Source organism: Rhodococcus erythropolis NBRC 15567, from assembly GCF_001552595.1.
GTDB classification, from domain to species: Bacteria; Actinomycetota; Actinomycetes; order Mycobacteriales; family Mycobacteriaceae; genus Rhodococcus_F; species Rhodococcus_F erythropolis.
The window spans coordinates 45929-67616 of sequence record NZ_BCRM01000025.1; the positions used below are offsets into that span (position 1 = coordinate 45929).

Annotated in this window: 19 protein-coding genes; 9 read left to right on the forward strand and 10 right to left on the reverse strand. The window is 63.5% G+C overall.

All coding sequences use genetic code 11. The features are described 5' to 3' along the window. Positions 1–61: 61 nt before the first annotated feature. Both RE4_RS24845 and RE4_RS24850 read right to left on the reverse strand, forming a co-directional pair. On the reverse strand, positions 62–3352 hold the full coding sequence (locus RE4_RS24845) for an arabinosyltransferase domain-containing protein (RefSeq protein WP_436799923.1): 3291 nt from the start codon (positions 3350–3352) through the stop codon (positions 62–64). A 49-nt stretch (positions 3353–3401) separates the two neighbouring features. Next, positions 3402–3671, reverse strand: coding sequence for a helix-turn-helix domain-containing protein (locus tag RE4_RS24850; RefSeq protein WP_003943854.1), 270 nt, complete (start codon positions 3669–3671; stop codon positions 3402–3404). A gap of 49 nt (positions 3672–3720) precedes the next feature. On the opposite strand from RE4_RS24850, the gene map reads away from it, so the two are divergent. Then, positions 3721–4485 carry a type I methionyl aminopeptidase gene (map, locus tag RE4_RS24855; protein WP_060939560.1) on the forward strand — a complete coding sequence of 255 codons (765 nt, stop codon included), beginning with the start codon at positions 3721–3723 and terminating at the stop codon, positions 4483–4485. Between the two features lie 9 nt (positions 4486–4494). On the opposite strand, the gene RE4_RS24860 is transcribed toward map, so the two are convergent. After that, positions 4495–6327: a glycosyl transferase gene (locus RE4_RS24860; protein ID WP_019746419.1), complete on the reverse strand. Its 1833-nt coding sequence runs from the start codon at positions 6325–6327 to the stop codon at positions 4495–4497. 335 nt (positions 6328–6662) lie between these two features. Between RE4_RS24860 and RE4_RS24865 the strand changes: the two genes are divergently transcribed. Continuing rightward, positions 6663–7334, forward strand: coding sequence for an MspA family porin (locus RE4_RS24865; protein WP_020968119.1), 672 nt, complete (start codon positions 6663–6665; stop codon positions 7332–7334). Positions 7335–7356: 22 nt separating this feature from the next. Here RE4_RS24865 and RE4_RS24870 read toward each other — a convergent pair whose 3' ends face one another. The 5 genes from RE4_RS24870 to dprE1 form a co-directional block, all read right to left on the reverse strand. Beyond that, positions 7357–7989, reverse strand: a complete 633-nt coding sequence (locus RE4_RS24870) for a hypothetical protein (protein WP_019746421.1) — start codon at positions 7987–7989, stop codon at positions 7357–7359. A 99-nt stretch (positions 7990–8088) separates the two neighbouring features. Continuing rightward, positions 8089–8697 carry a TetR family transcriptional regulator gene (locus RE4_RS24875; RefSeq protein ID WP_024487671.1) on the reverse strand — a complete coding sequence of 203 codons (609 nt, stop codon included), beginning with the start codon at positions 8695–8697 and terminating at the stop codon, positions 8089–8091. A gap of 73 nt (positions 8698–8770) precedes the next feature. Then, positions 8771–10624, reverse strand: coding sequence for a galactan 5-O-arabinofuranosyltransferase (locus tag RE4_RS24880; protein ID WP_060939561.1), 1854 nt, complete (start codon positions 10622–10624; stop codon positions 8771–8773). A gap of 90 nt (positions 10625–10714) precedes the next feature. After that, complete coding sequence (gene dprE2, locus RE4_RS24885) at positions 10715–11476, reverse strand: decaprenylphospho-beta-D-erythro-pentofuranosid-2-ulose 2-reductase (protein ID WP_019746424.1); 762 nt, start codon at positions 11474–11476, stop codon at positions 10715–10717. Further along, positions 11473–12906, reverse strand: coding sequence for a decaprenylphosphoryl-beta-D-ribose oxidase (dprE1, locus tag RE4_RS24890; protein WP_060939547.1), 1434 nt, complete (start codon positions 12904–12906; stop codon positions 11473–11475). Before dprE1 ends, dprE2 begins: the two co-directional genes overlap by 4 nt. A gap of 63 nt (positions 12907–12969) precedes the next feature. On the opposite strand from dprE1, the gene RE4_RS24895 reads away from it, so the two are divergent. From RE4_RS24895 to RE4_RS24905, 3 genes are read left to right on the forward strand one after another with little or no spacing between them, the layout of a single operon-like run. Next, positions 12970–13446: a GtrA family protein gene (locus RE4_RS24895; protein WP_078377459.1), complete on the forward strand. Its 477-nt coding sequence runs from the start codon at positions 12970–12972 to the stop codon at positions 13444–13446. A 54-nt stretch (positions 13447–13500) separates the two neighbouring features. After that, positions 13501–14418: a PIN domain-containing protein gene (locus RE4_RS24900; protein WP_046377746.1), complete on the forward strand. Its 918-nt coding sequence runs from the start codon at positions 13501–13503 to the stop codon at positions 14416–14418. Between the two features lie 19 nt (positions 14419–14437). Next, the gene (locus RE4_RS24905; protein ID WP_060939548.1) at positions 14438–15421 is read left to right on the forward strand and encodes an alpha/beta hydrolase; all 984 of its coding nucleotides are present in this window, start codon (positions 14438–14440) and stop codon (positions 15419–15421) included. 13 nt (positions 15422–15434) lie between these two features. Here the strand turns inward: RE4_RS24905 and RE4_RS24910 are convergent, their stop codons facing one another. After that, the gene (locus RE4_RS24910) at positions 15435–16061 is read right to left on the reverse strand and encodes a TetR/AcrR family transcriptional regulator (protein WP_124566830.1); all 627 of its coding nucleotides are present in this window, start codon (positions 16059–16061) and stop codon (positions 15435–15437) included. A gap of 211 nt (positions 16062–16272) precedes the next feature. On the opposite strand from RE4_RS24910, the gene RE4_RS24915 reads away from it, so the two are divergent. The 4 genes from RE4_RS24915 to RE4_RS24930 are packed head-to-tail and all read left to right on the forward strand — an operon-like array spanning position 16273 to position 20829. Next, entirely contained in the window at positions 16273–17064 is a 792-nt protein-coding gene (locus RE4_RS24915) for a cyclase family protein (RefSeq protein ID WP_060939549.1), read from the forward strand. A 53-nt stretch (positions 17065–17117) separates the two neighbouring features. Then, positions 17118–18050, forward strand: a complete 933-nt coding sequence (locus tag RE4_RS24920; protein ID WP_060939550.1) for a fumarylacetoacetate hydrolase family protein — start codon at positions 17118–17120, stop codon at positions 18048–18050. Further along, positions 18047–19285, forward strand: coding sequence for a thiolase family protein (locus RE4_RS24925; protein ID WP_020905787.1), 1239 nt, complete (start codon positions 18047–18049; stop codon positions 19283–19285). Before RE4_RS24920 ends, RE4_RS24925 begins: the two co-directional genes overlap by 4 nt. Positions 19286–19293: 8 nt before the next feature. After that, positions 19294–20829 (forward strand): AMP-binding protein, encoded by a 1536-nt coding sequence (locus RE4_RS24930; RefSeq protein ID WP_238076863.1) that lies wholly within the window; start codon positions 19294–19296, stop codon positions 20827–20829. Here RE4_RS24930 and RE4_RS24935 read toward each other — a convergent pair. Beyond that, complete coding sequence (locus RE4_RS24935) at positions 20818–21678, reverse strand: ATP-grasp domain-containing protein (RefSeq protein WP_060939552.1); 861 nt, start codon at positions 21676–21678, stop codon at positions 20818–20820. The genes RE4_RS24930 and RE4_RS24935 overlap by 12 nt on opposite strands. Positions 21679–21688 lie beyond the last annotated feature (10 nt).

Below are 21688 nucleotides of genomic sequence, written 5' to 3' on the forward strand. Positions count from 1 at the left end.
TATGTCAGGGCTGAGCGTGGACCTACCGTGCCTGGGTGGTTGGTAGGTCCACGCGTAACAGTTACGACTGGTAACGAATCGGGCCGGGTGTCCAGGTGCCCGACCGGGTCTCGGTGGTGACGTTCATTTGCGCGGGAATCGCGTCCGGATCGAGCGGTGTGTACTGCTCGAGCGAACCCCAGTCCCGGTCCCAGTCGTTGTCCAGGTAGGTGGGCAATGCCCTGGCCGAGAGCAGTTCGCTGGTCCAACCGAGCGGTCCGCCGCCGTAGTGGTCCTGCCAGGCGTTGGTGGACTCCGCGCCGATGCGGTCGGGCAGAATGCGCCACTCGGGGATCTCGGCGACGCCGTACAGATGATCGACCGGACGTTGGCACGGGAAGGCCAGACCGACGGCCCAGTCCATCAGCACCGGATCGGTGGATCCGACGACGTCCTGCAGCGTGCGCATGGTCGGCACTCGCGGCGGTGTCACTGCCAGCCACTGGTCGGCACTGATGTCGGTGTCACTGGCCACCAGACGCACGGTGTCGGCGTCGGCGGGCAGTTGATCCATCGGAACGCGCAGGTTGCGCCACGACGGCGACGGGCCGATGTCGATCGGATCGACTCGTCCCAGCGCGTCGACGCTTCCGTCGGCCTGCTTCTTGCCGTACTCGACCTGCAAGACCGCGCCGGGGGTGACGATGCCGTCGGAGTTGACGTAGCGGATTCGTCCGGCCGCGGCGACGGTGAGGAGCGGCGCGGCGTCGTTGCGCTCGGGCAGTGAGTACCAACCGGTGGTCAGCGACGCGTTCTGGGGCGCTCCGTAACTACCGAGCACCGGCGTTTTTGCGGGGTCGAGCCCGAACGGGAGCGCGACGTTGCTGCCGTTGACGCCCGAGGTCGACTGCGAGCCGCCAGCGGTTCCGGATCCGGTTCCGGGCGTGCTGGTGGTGCCGGACTGAGAGGTCGTGGTGTCGAGGCTGTTTGCACTGCCCGCCGTCGAGTCCTCGGCGTCTGCGGTGAGGTCGCCGGCGACTCCGTCCGGCGAGAATCCGGTCGATTCGCTTGCACCGAAAGCTCCGGCGCCGGCGAGGTCGGTGGGCCTGTCCACCAATTGCAGGACGCCGGTGTTGGGATCGGACTCCACGAGTACCTCGCCCGCGAGACCGCAGCTTCCGCCGAAGACGGATTCGATGTTGGACTTGCCGATCGAGTACGCGGGGTACTGAGCGACCGCTCCCTTGAGTAGGGACAGCACCTCGAAGAGCACGACGGCTCCGGCCGCGATGGTCAACGGTGACGGGGCGAGAAGACGAAGTCGCCTTGTCTTCTTGACGCTGTCTTCTGTGCCGTTTCGCTCGCGCGGCTCCATGACGTGGTACCAAGCTGCCAACAGCAGCGCGAGGATCGTCAGACCGAGGAAGGCCGTCGAGAATCCCTTGCCGGCGATTGACGGCGGCTTGTCCCACCACGGGACGCCGTAACTCGAGACATACCACCAGCCGTTGGAGCTGGTGAACGCCACAGCGAGGATGAACAGGATGCCCGCGGCGAACAGCGCGCGGTTTCGTTTGGAACGCATACTCGACGCACTAACGCCGACGGCGGCGAGCACGGCAACCGTGGCGGCCAGACCGGCGTACACACCGAAGTGGTGGGTCCACTTGGTGGGGGTGAACTGCATCAGGAGCAGCGACGCGAACACGATGCCGAGGATTCGGCGCGAGGGCCCGATCGCGGTGCCGGGGATCCGGCCCTTGCGCAGGATCATCATGACGCAGAAGACGAGTCCGACGATCATGACGAACATGCCGAAGCGGCGTGCGAGTGAGCCGTCGGGGGAGATGGTCATCAGTGCGTCCCACCGCAACCGCTCCTCGAACCACGGAACGTTCGGCCCGACGGCGGTTCGCACCCTGGTGGATTCGAGAACCGTTGCGAGGGTTTGATCTGCGAAGACTGCGACAAGAACCACGGTTCCGGCTGCGAGGATCGGCATGACCTGGGACAGGAAGCCGACGCGTTTGCCGCGGGCGATCAGGATCTGCAGGATCGGCCGGGCTCCGGCGATCAGCGCGCCGATGGCGATCAGCCCGGAAGGCCCGGCGGCCAGCGAGAATGCGGCGATCAGCACGGCCATCGCGGCGGGCAACAGACGTCCGGTGGCGATGGCGCGCTCGATGGAGCACCACGTGAGCAGGGCGCCGAGGGCAATGATGGGTTCGGGACGCAGGCCGTTGTTGTACGGCAACCAGAAGGCCAGGAACACGAGCCCGCCCGTCCAGATGGCAACCTTGTTGCGGCGCACCGCAACACCGAGTCGCGGTATCACCTCGCGGCTGATGACCATCCAGCACAGAATGCCGGCGATCAACGCGGGCAGGCGCATCCACATGCTCGCGGTGCTGACCTTCGCGAACAGCGCCAGCACGTCGTAGTACCAACCGAACGGCGCTTCGGGGACGCCGAACCAACGGAAGTAGTTCGCCATGTACCCGGAGTGCTCCGAGACTCTGGCCATGCCGAGCAGATAACCGTCGTCGGAAGTGTTGGCGCCGAACACATGCCAGAGCGCCAGCGTGCCGATCACCAGGGCGTCGATGCCGGTGAACTTCCACCACCGTGCCGGAAGGAACCGCCGGGCACGACGGCCGTCGACGCCGTCGATCCGGTGCAGTGCGTACAGCGAGACGACGGTCGAGAGTGCGGCGACGATCATCGCGAACAGTTTGAGAAGTGTGGGGCTGGACGAGAACCGCGAGTCGACGTCCATGTGGGCGGACAGTCCGGCGGGCGCTGCGCCCTGCAGGTCGGTGAAGATGCCGACAACCTGTGGGCGGTAGTCACCGGTCAGGGTGGTGCCGACGCCGTCGATTCCGGTGACCGCCGCGACGGTCTGCTCGGAGTTGGTCGTGATGGTGATCGCCGTGCACCCGCTCAGTTGATCGAGCGGAGCCGAGATCAGCACCGAATCGCGAGTGAGTGCTTCCAGGCGGTCGGCCGTGGTGCGGACGGTGAGGCCGCGGGCGTTTCGGTCCGGCGCACCGTTCGGCATGGTCGAGAGCAGTGTGCCGCCGCTGCCGCCCAACTGGCCGAGCGTGGAACAGGGAATGCTGATGTCGAGCGATGTGGGCGAGTAGGAGATCAGCGGCGACGAGACGCTGTTGACGGTCCCACCCTGCGGCCAGTCGATGCTCGCGGCTTCCTGCTTGACGGGCAGGAACGGCGTCGCGAGTGCAAGAAGCAGGCCAAGAAGGCCGGTGACTATCGCGATGAGTCGTGCCGTCCGGACTCTCTGGGAATCCGATTCTCGGGGAGCTTCGGGGCCAGTGGGCACGGGTTTCGGGGGCACTACTACTTCAGACGGCACAAGGAACGATGTTAGGCGAGTGCGGGCCCACACATCCTGAGAGAACTACTCAGGATGCAACTTCCTGTTCGGATTGTGGTGTTTCAAGTGTTCGGGCGATGGTGTCGAGTGAAATACCCAACACTTCCGCGACCGCGCTGATGGTGAAGAAGGCGGGTGTCGCGATGCGTCCGGTTTCGATCTTGCGCAGCGTTTCGACGGAGATACCGGCGTCGAGCGCTACCTGAACCATGCTTCGGTCCCCCCGCGCCGATCGCAGGAGTTCACCCAGTCGTAGTCCTCGTTCGAGTTCTTCCGCCGTCAGCGGCACGCGCACCATGTGCTTATAGTAATACCGGTATAGTTATTCGACAAGGAAGGTGTTCGAGATGGTCGAAATCAAGACCGCAGGGGAAATCGACGCGATGGCGGCGGCGGGGAGAATCACCGCGCAGGCGCTGGCTGCGGCGCGTGAGGCGGCGAGCGTCGGAGTGACGTTGCTCGAATTGGACGCCGTTGCCGCGGAGGTCATTTCGGTTGCGGGCGCCTCGGCGCTGTTCTTGAATTACCGGCCGGCGACGGCGCCGATACCCTTTCCCGGTGTCGCCTGCATCAGCGTGAACGATGCTGTGGTGCACGGTATCCCGAATGGGTACCGACTCCGTGACGGTGACCTGATCAGTATCGACTGCGGTGCGAGACTCGACGGCTGGTGCGGCGACTCCGCCATCAGCTTCACCGTCGGACAGGGAAGTAGTGAGGATCAGGCACTGATCGACGCGACCGATGAGGCACTAGCCCGTGGCATTGCCGCCGCCCAGCCCGGAAACCGATTGGGCGACATCGGTGCCGCGATCGGACAGTACGCGCGTGGCCTCGGATACGGAATGCTCGCCGATCACGGTGGGCACGGCATCGGCCGCGAGATGCACGAAGGCCCGGACGTGCCCAACGAAGGTCGAGCAGGCAAAGGCTTCCGGTTACGGCCCGGCCTGGTCATCGCCATCGAACCGATGCTCATCGCCGACGGAACCGACGACTACCGGCACGACGCCGACGGGTGGACCCTTCGCACCGTTTCGGGCGCCAGGGCTGCGCACAGTGAGCACACTGTCGCGATCACCGAAGACGGTCCGGTGATCATGACCCGCTGACCAACCCGTTCAACTCTGGTTGGAGGTCTTGCCGCTCACGAGGTCTCGTACGTCCCACACCCACACGTCGTCGACGCGCTTGGCGTCGAAGCCGACCAGCTCGTCGACCGTGTGGCGCAGGGCGTCGTCGCCGGAGAATCGGGGAAGCACCAGTACGTCGGCGTGCCAGTACCGCAGGTCGGTCAGGGCGTTCGCTCTGGTGCCCACATCGATCAACGGGACCTTGCCGGTTTGTTTGGCATTGACCAGCAGGGTCGAGGTGGGCCGGGACTCGGCGCCGTAGATTCCGGCGCGGGTCTTCGAATCCGGGCCGACGAAGTACCCGCCGGCGATGGGGAAGCCGAAGTCGGCGTCGACCTGCCAGCTCAGTGCGCGGGCGTCTTCGGCGCTCGCGACGGGGACCGTCACCAGGGTGCCGTCGCTGACGTAGTTCTCCCACGAGCCGCTGGTGATGAATTCGGGCGTCGCAGATCGCTGATCGGCGTCGATGGGGGTCGGGATCAGGGGAATCATCGCGACGGCGAGTGCCACCAGCCAGACACCGGCTGCCGTGCGGCGCGGTCCACGAAGTTCGACAAAAGCGCGGTAGGTGCCGAGGGTGAGCAGTAGCCCGATCGCCGGAATCGCGCCCATGGCGAATCGGGATTCGAGCACCGATTCGAACAACGGCAAGTCGGCGAGGAGTTTCCACGGCAGGGTGATGCCGGTCTTGTCACCGTCGATGGTCAGTTCGGAACCGAGCGAGAGCACACCCATCACCACGATCACGGCGGCGGCAGCGCGGGTCAGCCGGATGCGCCACAGCCACACCGTTGCACCGAGAAGCAGGAGCACCAACGGCCATCCGAAGTAGGCATTCTCCTCGGTCGGGTTCATCCGGAACTCCGCGCCCTCGGGATCACCCGCAACCGATTCGGTCGGGAACGTGGTGAGTGCAGCGGTGTCGTTGCCGGCCTGACCGTGTGAGACGCCGTCGTAGCTCGCAGGGCCGAAGAACTGCGACCACAGCGGCACCGCGGTGATCAGGAGTGTGACCGCGCCGCCGATCACGAGGCCGGGCATCGCGCGCTTGATCGCCTGGCGCGACTTGGCCAGGTCAGGCAGTGCATAGGCGGCGCCGAACACCATGGCTGACATCGTGAAGATGAGGAGCGGCTCTTCGCCGAGGAAGATCTGCCACGCGACGAGTAGGCCGAGAACGATTCCGTCGCGAACCGGACGCTTGCCGTTCGAGATGCGCACTACCTGCAAGAAGATGAACGGAAGTACGAAGAACGCGACGAAGTTCGGGTGGCCGTTGGCATGCGAGATCATGGCGGGCGCGAATCCGCAGAACCCCGCTCCGACGGCGGCGGCGATCTTGGAGCGGACGGAGACACCGGTCAGTACGTGCCGCGAGAATGCCCAGTACCAAGCGATGGCGGTGCCGCCGAGGCCGGCGGTCAGCCCGATCGCATACGTGGCTGTCGGTCCGAAGATCAGCGTGATCGGGGCCAACGGGATGCTGATGCCGAACATCGCGGTATTGGCCATCAGGTTCACGCCGAGCGGGTAATTCTGCAGGTCACTGAACAGCGGGCTGCGGAACTGGGCGAGGGCGTGAGCGGTATCGGCGAAGAACCATTCCCACATGGCCTGGTCGCGGCCCGCGTTGAACAGATAGCCGGACTGCAGATCGCTCCACAGGTTCGACATCACGTAGATCGCCGCAACGGTGAACGTCGCCATGATCGCGAGGTCGACAAGACGCCCGCGCTGGACGACCGAGCGCCGCACTGCTGAACGGACTCGCCCTGGACGTGCTTCTTCGAGCAGTTGGACGTCGGGCAAGGTCTCGGTCATGCAGTCGGTGCCTTTCGGTTCTGGCGCCCATCCCTGAAGTGGCAGTTCTCAGAAGTTCGGGGTGGCCTATTTAGGTCTCGATTCGATAACTTCCTCTGTCAGAGTAACGAACAAAACGGTTCGCGTCCGCGAGCGGGCGCAGTCGACGGGACAAACCGGGCCACCCGACTTGTCCGGAAAGTAATGTTTTCGTGCATCGTTTGACGGGTTCGTGACCGGGGTATCGCAACAAGGATCTTGCTCGCGTTTGTTCAGGCAGCCCCGACGAATCCCATCCTCGACGAAGAGTTGGAACCTACGTCCGGGGCCTATACCGGATGGGATGGTGCTTGTGCATGTCGAAGACAGCAGTTCGCAGTAGCGCAGTGGGAGCAGTGGCCTTACTGGCCGTTGTCCTGGGGGGTGGGACGGCGTCGGCAGGCGTCGACAACACCAGTTCGATCACCGACGTCAAAGGAAATCGGATAGAGGTCTATCAGGCTGATACCGCTATCCACGTCTTTCCGCCTCTCGACAGCTCACCGCTGAGCGTCGAGTTCTTCCACGACGGGGTTGCCGGCGTGAAGATCGACGGGCCGGACGCGGCAAGCTTCACCGGAACGAAGCTGACGATCGGTTATCAAATCGGCTACCCGATCGCGTTGACCGGCGCGACGGTTGTTCTCAACAGTCCCGGCCTCGACTGGGCAGTCGAGAGCGGAACGAACCTCGGTATCGGTCTGGTTCCGGACTTCGAACTGGGCCTGGACATTTCGAACGGGTTCGCCATCGGCGGCGACATCATTCCTTCACAGGAACTGGACGTCGATCTGGCGCCGGGCGGTATCACCGACGTCGCGCTACTCGAAGACCAGGAATTCGACGGACCTGAAGCAGCCGTCCGGCTCTCCGGAGTTCACGGATACGTACAGGGAGCAATCGGGCCGGTAACCATCAGGCCCTACGCGAAGGCTGTCACGTCGAATGGCGATACCGTCGTCACTTACGGTGTGCCGCAACGGTTGTAGTGCAGTACCGGCGCTCCCGCCCTCACGCTGCAACAGCGTGGTGGTGGGAGCGTTCCGCGTTGTGAGTTGTCGAATCGGTGCCACGAATAGGCTCGGCGTCCGCCCAATGGGCACTGCGGGAAACACTGACGAGTTTCGCGACCAGCCGTGCCGCGATCCACACGAGGTACACGGCGGTGATCAGAAGCAGAAGCGCCCAGTCGTGCGCGAAGAATCCGACTATCCCGCCGATCGTGAACGCGAGGGCGACGAAGACGACGCGTCCGCCCACGTCGGTCTCGACCAGATACTCCGGCTCGATCGGATCGTCGAAGTCGTTCGTTTCATCGGCGTCTCCAGCCGATTCGGCTCTGGACTTCTCGTGGTGTTCGGTCGGGATCTCGAGTAGCTCACCCCATTCGAGCACCGCAACGGTGTGTGCGGTGTCGGTCGGGATCGCGCGGTAGTCGCGGGACTCGGAAACGTCGATGAGAGCCCTTGCCAGGGTGAGTACTTCGATGCGATTGCGAATCGCGACGCTCAACACTTCGTGGAAGGCCTGCTCGCGCCCGAACGGTTTGCCGCGCGCAATGACCAGAACATGTTCTGCGGAATCGAGAACTGCACGATGCGGTACAAGCTCGCGGCTTTGCGTAACGAGTTCGCTCACTGTCATCACCTACCCCGCCGGTGGTTGATGCGGCCGTTTGCTCGACTGCGCTTGGAGGGGCTGAGTACCCCGGCAGTTTCGGAAACAAACTCGCCGGACAGCGTGTCAGATTTGCGCAGCCGGGGCCGAGAGTGCTCCGAGGCAACTTTCGATCAGGTCGGCAACAATCACGTGAGCACGTTCTCGGCTGTCGACGCGACCCTCCCACGTGGCAAAAGTGACGACGGCGAGCACGGTCAGAGTTGCCGCCCGAAGTTCGGCGATCTCTGCCGGCAACGAGGACGCAGTGACTATCCGCCGCTGAACTTCGCGGAAACTCTCGGCCTGCATGTGATCACGGATGGTCGACGACATGGCCGGGTCGAAGATCGACTGCACCAGGAACCGTGCGTACAACGTGCCCTCGCGGTAGATGGTCTGTTCCGCCAACGGCAGGACGAGAGCCTCGACGAGGGCACGCATCGTCGGTGGATTCGCGTCGAGATCGATCGTGTCGAGCAACTCGCGTCGACGCTCACCGGCAGGTCGCATTCTGGACTCGACGACGGCCGCCAGCAAACCTTCACGTGAACCGAAGTGATACTGCGCAGCCGATTTGTTGGCCTGTCCGGCTTCGGTCTGAACATCACGAAGCGTCAGAGCGGCCAGACCTCGTTCGGCAACCAGACGCTCGGCTGCATCGATCATTGCCGCTCGGGCATCGGTTCGGGTCACGGTATGAAGTTAGGGGTGCGTCGGGGTCGCGTCAACGACCCCGACGGTAAGCCTTTTGTGACGTATCTCCTGGTTAGATCGCGTCAGAGCGGGTAACGACCACAAACGGGCCCTGCTCGGTGACTGTGAAACGAGGATCGTCGAACAGTTCCTTGGGGAACGTGACCGTGTAGCGGCGGACGTTCGGGTCGTTGGGGTAGACATCCTCGGCCAACCGCAGTGTGTACCCGTCGGCGCCCTGGCGGAAGACGAAGGCGTCGGGACTGCGCCACGGCGACGCGTCCAGCGCAGCTATCAGTTCGTCAGGGGTCTTCAGTTCCGACCACTGCTCGATCAGTGCGGCGCGGGCACGGAAATCGGCGAGGGGGTTTGCGTAGTGCGACGTCAGCCCTTGGAAACCGAAGTACGGGTAGAAGCTCAGGAAGCCGATGTCGGCCGTGAGTACCACCGTGTCATGGGGATCGCGTCCCAACTGTTCGCGGATGATCCGGTCGATGTCCGCGTAATTGGCTTCGGCCCCTGGAGGTCGCTTGTCCCCGCGCTCGCCGTTGCCGTCGGTATCGCTGTATGCCACAGCGATATCCGGCGCCAGCACCTGCGGGATGTTCTGCGCGAAGGCGATGGCTCCGATGACACCGAGTGCAACCAGTACCGCTTTGACGCGGGGATTTTCGCTGGTGGCCAGGACGATCCAACCGGCGAACTCGAAGAATCCGAACACGCCGGCGGCGGCAAGGAGTCCGATCAGAACCGGCTCCAGTCGGAAACCGAGGAGCGTACTGCCGGCAACGGTGAACGTCATCGACAGCAGTGCCCACAGATACACGGCAATGACACCGATACCGAGTGCCCGGGCGCGGCGGGAGAAGAGGAAACGAGAAATCAGCCAGACCGTGCCGAGTAGGCACAGTCCGCCGACGAGGGTGAAGCTCAGCATCGGGAAGGGCAGCACCGCACCGGAATCGGGGAGGTAGTGCATTGCCGTGCCGGATTCTGCAGTCGCACCCGAGAGTGCCTTCAACAGGTAGGGTGCCCAGACCGTCAGAGCGACCAAACCCGAGATCACCGCGATTGCGGCGAGCCTGACAAGGGGACCCAGTGCGGCTTTCCACGTGTTCTGAGCGCGGGCGGCAAGTACTGCGGCAACGACTGCCATCAGAGTCACTGCGAACGCGGCGAATCCGAGATACAGCGTGTAGACGGTTGCGGCAAAACCGAGGAACAGGCCCGTCCCGAGTATCGCGCCGGCACCGGCGAATCGAGACGCCCCCGGCCGGTCCAATGCGCCCCACGCGAGGATCAGCACCGGCGGGATCAGGAGGTTGATGACGGCGCCGTACGCCTCGGGGGAGTTGTACGCCAACACGACGGCAGTGACGGCCAACGCTGCGACTACGGCCCAATCGCGTCGAATCAGCTTGGTCCACAACACGAGTGCAACGACGGCGACGACAGCCAGCGAGCCGATCGCGTAGGGCTTGAAGGCTTCCCAACCGTCCATGCCCAGCAGGTTCGCGACGCGTCCACCGATCCAGAACCAGCCGGCCGGGTAGAACGGCGGCAGATCCACGTACGTCATGTCCTGCAGCGCAGCCGAATCCGTCAGCCGGGTCAGGTACTCGGTCCGGAACTGCTGATCGACCGAGACGCCGTGCAGATACAGACTCGTCGCGGCCAGGGGAAGTCCGAGCGTCGTGGTGACGAAACCGGAGAGCCCGGCCCACGAGAGGAGTTTTGCGACCCGCTCGGCCTTGCGGGCGCGGAACATCAGAACCGCAACACCGACCACTGCGATGCAGAGCACCTGCAGCACCGTCGTGACGGCCTGCGTGACGTTGGAAGACGTGAACGCCGGCCACTGCACTCGGCCGAAAGCAAAGAGCCCGACAGTGGCTACAACAGCGGCGACCAGCGCTCCGAGGGCCATTTCCACCACCGTCGCCGCGGCATTACGCCACGGCGACGGGGTCGAAAGTTCTGTACTCGGAGCAGTCGTTGTTTCTGGCACGGGAGGAGCTTAAACCGGCAACTTCCGGAAGATCGGGCGCGGCACGTGGCGAAGACCCATCATGACGAAACGCCACGGGCCGGGAGTCCAGACGATTTCCTTGCCCTTGTCCGAGGCGGCAACAGCGAGCTTCGCGACGATGTCCTTGTTGACCGTCAGCGGAGCTTCCTTGACGTGGGCGCTGAACTGCGTGCGCACCATGCCGGGACGGACGACGGTGACCTGCGGTCCGAATTCCGCGAGAGCCTCGCCGAGTCCGAGGTAGAAACCGTCGAGGCCCGCCTTGGTGGAGCCGTAGACGAAGTTGGCACGCTTGACGCGCTCGCCGGCAACCGACGACATCGCGATGATCTTGCCGAAGCCCTGAGCCTTCATCTTCTCGCCGAGAAGAACACCGACCGAGACGGACGCGGTGTAGTTCACGTTTGCGACCAGAACCGCCTTGCGCTGGTTCTGCCACAGCTCTTCGGAGTCACCGTCCAATGCGAAGGCGACGATCGCGACGTCGACGTCCCCGTTCGAGAACGCCTGGTCGATCACCTTCGGGTGCGATTCGAAATCAACGGCGTCGAAGTCGATGAGCTCCACCGAGGTGGCACCCTTCGCTTCGAGCTGCTTGACCGCAGCTTCGCGTCCCGGATCGCCGGGAAGTGCCGCCAGAATGACGCGGAGCGGCGCCTTCTTCAGGTATTCCTCACAGATGGCGAGGCCGATCTCGGAGGTTCCACCGAGAAGCAAAACGGTTTGCGGGTTACCTACAGCGTTGATCACAGTTCCAGCCTTCTGGACATATCGGAGGCGAAAACGCCTGTGGGGTCGTACTTGCGGCGCGTCGCGATCCACTCGTCGATGCGCGGGTACATGGCGTGGAAAGTTTCCGCGGACGTCCGCGAATCCTTGGCCGTGTACAGGCGCCCACCGAATTCGAGGACACGCTTGTCGAGTTCGGTGACGAACTCGTTCAGGCCCGGCTTGATGCGGAAGTCGACGCAGATGTTCCAGCCCGGGATCGGGAAGCTCAGCGGCGCCTGATTGCCCTCGCCGAACAGCTTGAACACGTTGAGGAACGAGTAGTGCCCGCTGCGCTGGATGTCGACGATGATCTTCTTGAACTCTTCGACCGCCTCCGGCGGAACCACGAACTGGTACTGCAGGAATCCGTTGGATCCGTACGCCCGGTTCCACTCACCGAACATGTCGAGCGGGTGGTAGAACTGCGTCAGATTCTGGACCTTGCCGCGGTACTTGCCGGACTTGCGGAACCAGACCTCACCGATCGCGGTGAAGTTGAACTTGTTGGCCAGCCCGTTGGGGAAGACGTCGGGGAACGTCAGCAACTGCGGCGCATCGAAGGCGAGCGGGTTCTTCTGCAGCTTGGCCGGAAGCTGGTCGAGCTTCGCCAGAGATCCGCGCGAGACTGCCGCACGGCCGAGCTTCGGGGGCGCGGAAATCGCGTCGAACCAGGCGCTCGAGTACTCGTAGTTGGCCTCGCTGCCGTCGCTGTGCAGCGCGATGGTCTCGTCGAGGCTGTTGGTGACGTCGCCGTCGGCGATGAAGTACGCCGTCTCGGTCGGTGTCATCTTGATGGTGGCGCGCAGGATGATGCCCGTCAGGCCCATGCCGCCGATCGTGGCCCAGAACAGCGCGGCCTTGGGATCGTTGCGCCCGCCCTTGGGGGTGAGAGTGCGAACCTTGCCGTCGGCCGTCAGCAGATCCAACGACACGACGTGGTTGCCGAAGCTACCTGCGCTGTGGTGGTTCTTGCCGTGGATGTCCGAGCCGATGGCGCCGCCGATCGTGACCTGGCGAGTACCCGGCAGGACCGGAACCCACAGGCCGAACGGCAGAGCAGCCTTCATCAGCTGATCCAGATTCACACCGGCGTCGACGTCCACCAGGGCGGTGTCGCGATCGATGCGATGAATGCGGCTGAGTGCATTCATGTCGATGACCAGCCCGCCGGCGTTCTGCGCCGGGTCGCCGTACGAGCGGCCGAGGCCACGCGCGATGACGCCGCGTCGCAGATGCGATGGCTTGGAATCGTTCTGTTCCGCAACCTGGGCGACCGCGTTGGCGATCACTTCCACGTCGGGGGTGGACAGCACCTGTGCGGTGGTGGCGGCGGTGCGTCCCCAACCGGTGAGGGTGCGGGCTTGGGTGTGGAGAGCCGGCTGCGGCGTCTCTTCTGCTGTCGTGGACATCAAGGTAGAGGTTACCTGGGAGTAGTGCCGACGGCTCCGACTCGAGTGGTTACTCTCGTCGTCGTGCCCGAAACACCTGCAAGTCACCAGCACGAACCCCATGTCCCGCTGCCCGTCGAGATTCCTGTCACGACGGACATCGCCGACGACGCGATGGACCTGAAAACGCAGATCGTCCGGTTCGTCGCGACGGGTGGGCTGTCGGCGGTCGTGGACTACGGGCTGTACGCATTCCTGTTCAAGGTCGTCGGCCTCGATCTGAGCGTGGCCAAGTCGATCAGCTTTATCGCCGGCACTACGACGGCGTATCTGATCAACCGGCGGTGGACGTTCAAGGCCGAGCCTTCTCGCGCCCGCTTCATCGCTGTTGTCGTGCTGTACGCGGTCACTTTTGCGGTTCAGGTCGGGCTCAACGCGCTGATGGTGCATGTGCTCGCCGACGAGTGGTGGCGCATGCCGCTGGCCTTCGTCATCGCACAGGGCACCGCGACGGTCATCAACTTCATCGTTCAGCGGGCAGTGATCTTCAAGATCAAGTAACGGTTCGGGGTGGATTAGCGCATTCGTCCGGTTTCGTGGGAGAGAATCGAGCCCATGATCATCGTTCTCGATTCTTCGGCCCTGACCAGGGGCGCACGGTTCGACGCCGCCATCGCCGACGCTCGCGCACTCGGACACCGCGTCGTCGTGCCGCGATTGGTCGTCCTCGAAGTTGCGAGCCGCTACCGCGAGGAATCGGCGGAGATGATCGCGGCCCTGAGCGTCCAGGCGCGCATGTACGACCGACTGGGGTTGCGGCGCGACCTCACGAGGTTCGTCGACGCGGCTCACGACAAGGCCGACGGCTACGTCGACGACGTGATCGAAGACCTCGTGGCGATCGGCGTCGAAGTGGTCGATCCAGTCGACGTGTCGCATCTCGAGGTGGCCGAGAGGGCGATCTCGCTGCGTCGGCCCTATACCGACAAGAAGAAGAGAGACGGCTACCCGGCGACGCTGAACTGGCTGACCGTGCTCGATCTCGCCGACCGTAACCCGGAGGTCGACGTCATCTGGGTCAGTTCCGACGCACGGGCATACGGCGACGGCGAAGACGGGGTCTGGCACGCGGATCTCGCGCGTGAACTGGCATCGCGCGGCCTCGAGTATCGGGTCCGCTGGGCGTCGGACATCCCGGTGATCGACGGACCGGTGCAGGTGGAGCAGGTGGCTGAGGTCGCGCCCGAGGCCCCGGTTGCTCAGGGCTTCGTGGAGCCGGAAGCGGTCGTTCCAGCAGAGATTCCCGAACCCGAGGTTCCGGCGGCGCCCGTCGTTCCGGAGGCACCGGCATCAGCTCCCGCACCCAAGCCCGTACAGCGCGCAGCGCGGACGAGAGTTGCGCCGCAGCGCATCGAACCCGCCCCGAAAGCTCAGTCCGGTGGACTGCGCGGTCTGGGCAAGGTCATCGGCGGGCGGAAACGAAAGGTCACGATCGTCGACGATCTCGACGAAGTCGACCTCTTCGGTGCCTGATCGCTTCTAATCTGGACAGATGTCTCTGTTGCCGACAGTCAGTCGTAGGACCGGAACTCGATACGGCAGGCCGAGTATCGAATCGCAGGTCCTCTACAACGCGTGTCGATGGATGCTTCGGCCCGTAGTTGGGATCGCGCCGCTGACGCCTGGCGCAATGCGCCGCGCCGCAGTTCTGGACTCGGCCGCGGGTGTACGCATTCCCTCCGGGATCGATCGGGAAGCGATTCGTTTTCCAGGTTTCGACGGTGAACTCGTCCGGACAGCAGGCTCGACGGCCGATCTGCGCGACGGTGTAGTTCTATACCTGCACGGCGGCGGGTTCATGTGCTGCGGGCTCAACACGCATCGGCCGGTCGTTGCCGGCATCGCCAAGCGAACCGGCCTTCCGGTCCTGCACATCGCGTATCGGCAGTTGCCGAGTACGAGCATCAGCGGGTCCGTCGACGACTGCCTCGATGCATACCGGTGGCTTCTCGAACAGGGAGCTTTTCCGGAAAAGGTTGTCTTCGTTGGTGATTCGGCCGGAGGTTTCCTGGTCTTCGCGACGGCGCTTGCAGCAGTTTCCGCGGGGCTCGAGGTTCCGGCCGGCCTGGTCGGGCTCTCACCGCTCCTCGATCTCGATTGCACCACCAAATCGGTCCATGCCAACGCTCGACGCGACGTGATCGCCCCGGTGTCGGCATTGATGGCGATCGGAAAGCTTGGCGGACAGACGAACTCGCCCGTCGACGGCGATCTTGCCGCGTTGCCGCCGTCGTTGCTGATCGCCGCCGAATCCGAGGTGCTCAGAGTCGATTCGGAGGTGATGGCGCAACGGCTCGCCGCCGCGGGGGTGCCGTGCTCGCTGCAGATCTGGAACGGCCAGGTTCACGCATTTCCCGCCGTCTGGCCTGGCTTGCCGGAGAGCCGCGCCGCGCTACGTGACGTTGCCAGGTTCATTCGCTCCAGGCTCGATGCGATCCCGCCCCAGGCTGCGGGCGAAAGTTGTTCGGGAAGTTGAACTTCCGGTTCGCCTATGGATTCTCGTGTGCTGCCGGATTCTCGTGCCCTGACGTTGCGGTAGATGCCATCGCGCGGGCATAGATCGATTCGAGTTCGGTTACCGCCGAACGTCGATCGACGTTGTCGGGATCGAGGCGATGTTGGAGGTTGATCCCGAGAGTGCCGGCCAGAAGGGTGACGGCAACCAACTCCGGATTGGCGACCGGTGTGTCGATCGAACGCAGGTAGTCCGCGTACAGCGTTCGCATTGCGACGTACTGCTCTGCGTAGGTCTCGCGGATGGTGGACCCGGGAATCACGGCTTCGATCAGGATGGTCGAGAAAATTCGTGCCTCGGGGTACGACATCAACACGAAGTTGGCTTCGATCAATGCTTCGATTCCGGTCGCCGAGGATGATGCCAACTCTGCGCGCAACTTCTCCATGCCCCACCGGAATGCGTCCTCGACGACGGCTCGTAGAAGCCCGTCTTTCGATCCGAAGTGCCAGGCCACAGACCCTCGGCTGATGCCGGATCTTTCCGCCACGGCTTGTACGGACATAGCGGCCGACCCGCCTTCCGCAGCCAGTTCGGCCGCGGCCTTCACCAGTCGCCGTCTGGTTTCCTCGGAAATCTCCTGCTTGCGTGTCGACGCCATTCGGTGTTCCTGCCTTCTTTCGTTCTCGAGTGCAGCCAATTCCGGCACGCGGTGACGTCGACGTGCCCGTCGGGGCCGAGACCTGCGCACCGGCACTCATGCTACGAGGCCGGTCATCGGACGGCCGTATTCCTCTCGCGACACCCTCTTGCCTATGTTGATCGTCCAGTTCTATGCTGAGCGTCCAATAACTTAACGGAAATGGGCGGACATGGAACTCATCGATCTGACTAGAACTCTCGATCCGGCCGATCGGGAACTGCTCCCCGAGGGTTTGAAGGCACTGGCTTCCGTCGTTGCCCCCTCGGTGACCTACTCGCACCCCGCAGGTGCCGGACGCGACGAGTTCGCGGCAGCACTGCAGTGCGGAATTCATGATCTTCCGGACGGTGAGGGGTGGGGATCGGAGATGTTGAGTGAGTTCAACAGCCATCTGGGCACACACGTCGACGCGCCGTTGCACTACGGATCAACCTCGGAGGGTAAGCCTTCTCGCACGATCACAGACATCGCGTTGGATGAATTGTTCTGCGAGACAGTGGTGCTCGACCTGCGCGGCCGGTGCGAGGCGAATCAGCCGATCTCGGTGGACGCGCTGAAAGCTGCCCTGGCGGAAAACGGTGCGTCCGTTCCCCAGGATGGTGCCGTGTTGCTCCGTACCGGACAAGAGAGCTTCACCTTGGCTGATCCAGGGTTCTTTCAGTATCCAGGGATGAGTCGCGAAGGCACGCTGTTTCTCGCCGAGCAAGGCGCGAAGGTGCTGGGCACCGACGCTGCCGGCTGGGACTTGAGCTTTGCAGTCATGGCACAGAAATTTCGTGACACCGGCGACAACTCGGTTCTCTGGGACGGGCACCGGGCCGGACGCGAACGTGAAGTATTCATCGTTCAGCAACTGGCGAACCTCGCCGCGCTTCCGCCCTCGGGATTTCATGTGGCGTTTTTCCCGATCAAGCTTGCGCGAGCCAGCGCTGCCCCGGCTCGTGTGGTCGCGTTCGTCTGAGCAAAATTCCTGCCTCACCTAACGAACAATTCAGTGAAAGGTATTGACTCACAGTGAAACTTGCGACCGTCGAATACGAAAAGACCCAGCAGACGGCTCTGGTGACGGGCAGCGGCGAGCAACTGTTGTTACTCGAGCGAGCTCATCATGATGTGACGGGAAAACCGGCTCCAGAACTGGAAACCATGCAGACCATCATCGAAGGTGGTCCGGCGGCACGGGAGATCCTGGATCGGCTCGCAGACGAGCAGCCGGCAAGTGCGATCGTCGACGCGGGTGATGTGCGCTGGATGTCGCCGCTTCCTCAGCCGGTCCAGATCCGAGACTTCGGCTGCTTCATGGATCACTTCCGCAACGCTCGCGCCCGAATTCAAGGGGTCGCACTCGAGGACGTCGAACTGCCGAAGATCCAGTTGGAGCGCCCGCTGTATTACATAGCGAACCGATTGGCGGTGACCGGACACGAATCTGAGGTCGTGTGGCCCGAGTACTCGAGCCTGCGCGATTACGAACTCGAATTCGCCTGTGTGTTGGGGCGCGGTGGAAGCGACATCTCACGAGCGGATGCCCCTGCGCATATCTTCGGTTACACCATCTTCAACGATTTCAGCGCCCGCGATACTCAGCTCGAGGAGATCTCCACCGGACTCGGTCTCAGTAAGAGCAAGGACTTTTCGAACGCGAATGCCCTCGGCCCCTGGATCGTGACGGCCGACGAAGTCGGAGACCCGTACCAGCTCGAGATGACCGCGAGAATCAACGGAGACGAGGTGAGCCGAGGAACCAGCGCCGACATGGACCATCGTTTCGAGGACGTGATTTCGTTCGCCTCGACTTCCACGCGGCTGTACCCGGGTGAAGTCTTCTGTTCCGGCACCGTGCCGAGTGGATGCGGCTTGGAACACGGGCGGTTCCTCGAACCGGGAGACGTAGTCGAACTCGAGGTCGCCGGCCTCGGTGTATTGAGGAATCGAGTGGTGGCGTGAGCGGCGAAGTCATGGTTCTCGGTGTCGGCGCGACTCCCTTCGGGCGGCACGCGGATACCTCGGCCTCGGAATTGGCGGGGCGTGCAGCGATCGACGCCGTCGAAGACGCGGGCCTGACCCGCGGTGACGTCGGTGCAGTCTTCTACGCGACCGTCAGTCAGAAGGCGATCGACCGGCAGCACATGATCCCAGGCCAGATTGCCTTGAGGCCTTACGGTTTCGGTGGAGTCCCGGTCGTCAATGTCGAAAATGCCTGCGCCGGCGGGGCAACGGCACTCTGGCTGGCGATCGCCCACGTTCGCGCCGGTCTGTCCGAGGTCGCATTGGCGGTCGGGGTGGACAAGCTGGTGTGCTCGGATCCCGCTCGAAGTCTGGAGGTGTTCGACGGTGCACTCGACGTTGCGCATCGCGACGAGACGCTCGCCGGCCTTGCCTCACTCTCCGCTCCGGTGCCGGGTGAACTCGGATCGCAGGGTGAGCGGTCGGTGTTCATGGAGATCTACGCTTCTCTTGCTCGGGCGCACATGGAGAGATTCGGAACGACCGAGTTCGAACTCGCGTCCGTAGCAGCCAAAAATCATGCGCATTCCGTGCACAATCCGTGGTCGCACTTTCGCAAACCCTTCACTGTCGACGAGGTGCTTGCCGCGAGGCGAGTCGCGTGGCCTCTGACCGTTCCGATGTGTTCGCCCGTCAGTGACGGTGCGGCGGCAATTGTTGTGACGACTGCAGACTTTGCGCGAAGGCATGATTCCTCTCGGCGGGCGGCGCGGGTACTCGGTTGCAGCTTGGTGTCAGGCACGGATCGGGCCGCAGATGACGTCGAGAGTCACATCGGTCGCCGAGCGGCAATGAGCGCATACGAGGAAGCCGGAGTCGGGCCAGGCGATGTGGATGTGGCAGAGGTCCACGACGCCACGGCCTTCGGTGAAGTACAGCAGGTCGAGAATTTGGGGTTCTGCCCGATCGGTGAGGGCGGCGCGTGGTCTGCGTCCGGTGCGAGTTCATTGGGAGGCGTGCGTCCGGTCAATCCGTCAGGTGGGCTCGAATCCCGTGGTCATCCGGTCTCGGCAACGGGACTAGCGCAGGTCTTCGAACTTGTCACGCAGTTGCGTGGACAAGCAGCGCGGCGACAGGTTCCCGGGGCTCGAATCGCGGTCGCAGAGAACGGCGGAGGTCTCTACGGCATCGAGGAAGCCGTCGCCGCGGTCACGATCTTGGGAGGGCCACGATGAACGCGGACATGATGAACGATGAACCGATGGCGCCAGGCTTGCACGAGCAAGCGGGATATGCGGATCTGATTCTGTCGGCGCTGCGACGCCGACCAGACCACATCGCGTTTCGATTCACGGATCGGAACGGTGATCGGGCCGAGCTGACATATCGGCAGACCGCGGAACAGATCGAGCGGATTGCAGGTGTCCTCAGTAGCCTCGCTCTGCCGGACGGAGGCGGGGTAGCCCTGCTTGCGGGTCCGTGTCCTGAAGCATTCACGGTCATGGCGGCAGCGTGTCTGGCGGGCGTGCGCTACACGGCACTCCATCCGCTCGCGACCGAAGAGAACGACAGGATGGTGCTGAAAGACAGTGGTACCGATCTCCTGTTGGTTGCCGACGGACACTTCCAGACGCGCGCCGAAGCGGCGCAGACTCGAGTGATGTCACTGTCAGCCCTCGAATCAGCGTGTGAATTGGCTACGGCGGGAACAGGTTCAGACTTCGGCGGTCAGGGTCGAGCTTTGTATCTCTTCTACACCGGTGGAACTACCGGTGAGCCGAAGGGCGTCATGCTCAGGGACCGATCTTTGGTCGCCAATGCCTGGGCCTGCACCACGTGGGAGTGGCCGGCTGATACCACCATGCTGCTCACCACGCCGATGTCTCATGCTGCCGGTCTGCTCGTCGCACCCGGTCTGCAGCGAGGTGCAAGCTTCGAGTTGCACAGGTCGTTCGACCCGGACAGGGTTGTCGACGCCATCGAAAATGACGGAGTCACAGCTACATTCGTCGTTCCTACGATGCTCTACGCCTTGCTCGACCATCCACGCCTGTCGGATGCGAATCTGTCCGGGCTGAACTGGATGCTTTACGGCGCTGCACCCATCGACCCCACCAGGCTCGCGCAGGCAGGGGCGGTGTTCGGGCCGATCCTGAGCCAGCACTACGGTCAGGCCGAAGCCCCGAATGCGTTGACGGTGCTCGATACACGTGAGCACACGGACGATCCCGCAGTTCTGGGGAGTTGTGGGCGCGCGATGCCAGGTGTCGAAGTGGTGTTGTTCGACGAGCAGGGAAACGAGACCGCGACGGGCGTACCCGGCGAGCTTTGTGTGCGAGGTCCGCTCGTGATGGACGGCTATTGGAACAAACCTGAACAAACCGCTGCAGCGCTCGCGAATGGATGGTTGCACACCGGCGACGTTGCTCGGATCGACGAAACTGGGCTCATCTCGATCGTCGACCGCATCAAGGACACGATCATCAGTGGTGGATTCAACGTCTACCCGCGCGAAGTCGAGGACTCACTCGGACATCATCCCGCAGTGGCCGCCTGTGCAGTATTCGGTGTCCCCGATCCTCAATGGGGAGAAGCGGTTACCGCGGCAGTCGTACTGAAGACGGGATGGTCGGTCACGCCCGAGCAGCTCGTCGCACACGTGAGATCACACAAGGGCCCGATCTGGGCGCCCAAGGAGATTTCAATTGTGGAAGCGTTGCCGCTCACTGCTTTGGGGAAGGTCGACAAGAAGGCACTCCGAGGCGCTTCACAGACCTAGAGACGCGACAACTGCCCGTGCGAGGGCGTCGGCAGATCCCGGGGCGAATGGCAGAAAGAGTTCGGGCTCGATCAGTTCCACTTCCATGAGCAGTGGTTGATCCACCGGCCCCACGACGTCCACACGCGCATAAAGCAATTCGCCGGGGCCGCATGGGGTCGCGGCCAGTGCCGCGTCGGCCACCGCGAGTTCGGCGGCGGAAGGCTCGTGGAGGTAGTTGGTTCCGCCGTGGAATTCCTGCACGCGGAAGTCGTTGGTGGCCGGGATCTTCCGGACGGCGTGGGAGTAGCGTCCGCCGAGGTGGATGATCGAGCGCTCGCCGTCTACGACGTCCGAGATGAAGGGCTGGACCAGAGCGTCGTTGCCACTCTCGAGGATTGAACTGAGGTGAGCGTGGGCCTGTTCGGACCCGGCGGCAAACTTTCCCACTCCGACAGCGCCGGCGGACACTGCAGGCTTGACGATGACGTCGGCACCCTCGAACGAAGGGAGGGTGAGTGTTTCGCTCTTTCCGGCAGCGATCACAGCGGTTGGGACGATAGGTACGCCGGCCGCGGCAAGTTCGGTGAGGTATCCCTTGTGGGCGTTCCACTCGACGATCGGGAGCGGGTTGGCGATCGGGGCGGTCAGCTGATCGAGAACGGCAAGAAATTCGTCGAGGCGCTGGGTGTAGTCCCAGGTCGACCGGATCAGAACCAGGTCGGCGTCGATATCGAGGAGGGACCGGCTCGACCACGGCGCCATTGTCGACGCAACGCCGTAGGTGGTGAGAGCTTCCATGACGAGTTTGCTTTCGACATCCGCCTCGCGGGCGGCGCCGTCACAGGTGAGCAGGAGAACCGTGGTCATGCCACGATGC

What these genes read in the sequence shown, in the direction of transcription:
- RE4_RS24850 (WP_003943854.1), bottom strand. Translation starts at nt 3,671, where the DNA reads ATGGTGCGCGTGCCGCTGACGGCGGAAGAACTCGAACGAGGACTACGA.
- map (WP_060939560.1), top strand. Translation starts at nt 3,721, where the DNA reads ATGGTCGAAATCAAGACCGCAGGGGAAATCGACGCGATGGCGGCGGCG.
- RE4_RS24860 (WP_019746419.1), bottom strand. Translation starts at nt 6,327, where the DNA reads ATGACCGAGACCTTGCCCGACGTCCAACTGCTCGAAGAAGCACGTCCA.
- RE4_RS24865 (WP_020968119.1), top strand. Translation starts at nt 6,663, where the DNA reads ATGTCGAAGACAGCAGTTCGCAGTAGCGCAGTGGGAGCAGTGGCCTTA.
- RE4_RS24870 (WP_019746421.1), bottom strand. Translation starts at nt 7,989, where the DNA reads ATGACAGTGAGCGAACTCGTTACGCAAAGCCGCGAGCTTGTACCGCAT.
- RE4_RS24880 (WP_060939561.1), bottom strand. Translation starts at nt 10,624, where the DNA reads ATGGCCCTCGGAGCGCTGGTCGCCGCTGTTGTAGCCACTGTCGGGCTC.
- dprE1 (WP_060939547.1), bottom strand. Translation starts at nt 12,906, where the DNA reads ATGTCCACGACAGCAGAAGAGACGCCGCAGCCGGCTCTCCACACCCAA.
- RE4_RS24900 (WP_046377746.1), top strand. Translation starts at nt 13,501, where the DNA reads ATGATCATCGTTCTCGATTCTTCGGCCCTGACCAGGGGCGCACGGTTC.
- RE4_RS24905 (WP_060939548.1), top strand. Translation starts at nt 14,438, where the DNA reads ATGTCTCTGTTGCCGACAGTCAGTCGTAGGACCGGAACTCGATACGGC.
- RE4_RS24910 (WP_124566830.1), bottom strand. Translation starts at nt 16,061, where the DNA reads ATGGCGTCGACACGCAAGCAGGAGATTTCCGAGGAAACCAGACGGCGA.
- RE4_RS24915 (WP_060939549.1), top strand. Translation starts at nt 16,273, where the DNA reads ATGGAACTCATCGATCTGACTAGAACTCTCGATCCGGCCGATCGGGAA.
- RE4_RS24930 (WP_238076863.1), top strand. Translation starts at nt 19,294, where the DNA reads ATGATGAACGATGAACCGATGGCGCCAGGCTTGCACGAGCAAGCGGGA.
- RE4_RS24935 (WP_060939552.1), bottom strand. Translation starts at nt 21,678, where the DNA reads ATGACCACGGTTCTCCTGCTCACCTGTGACGGCGCCGCCCGCGAGGCG.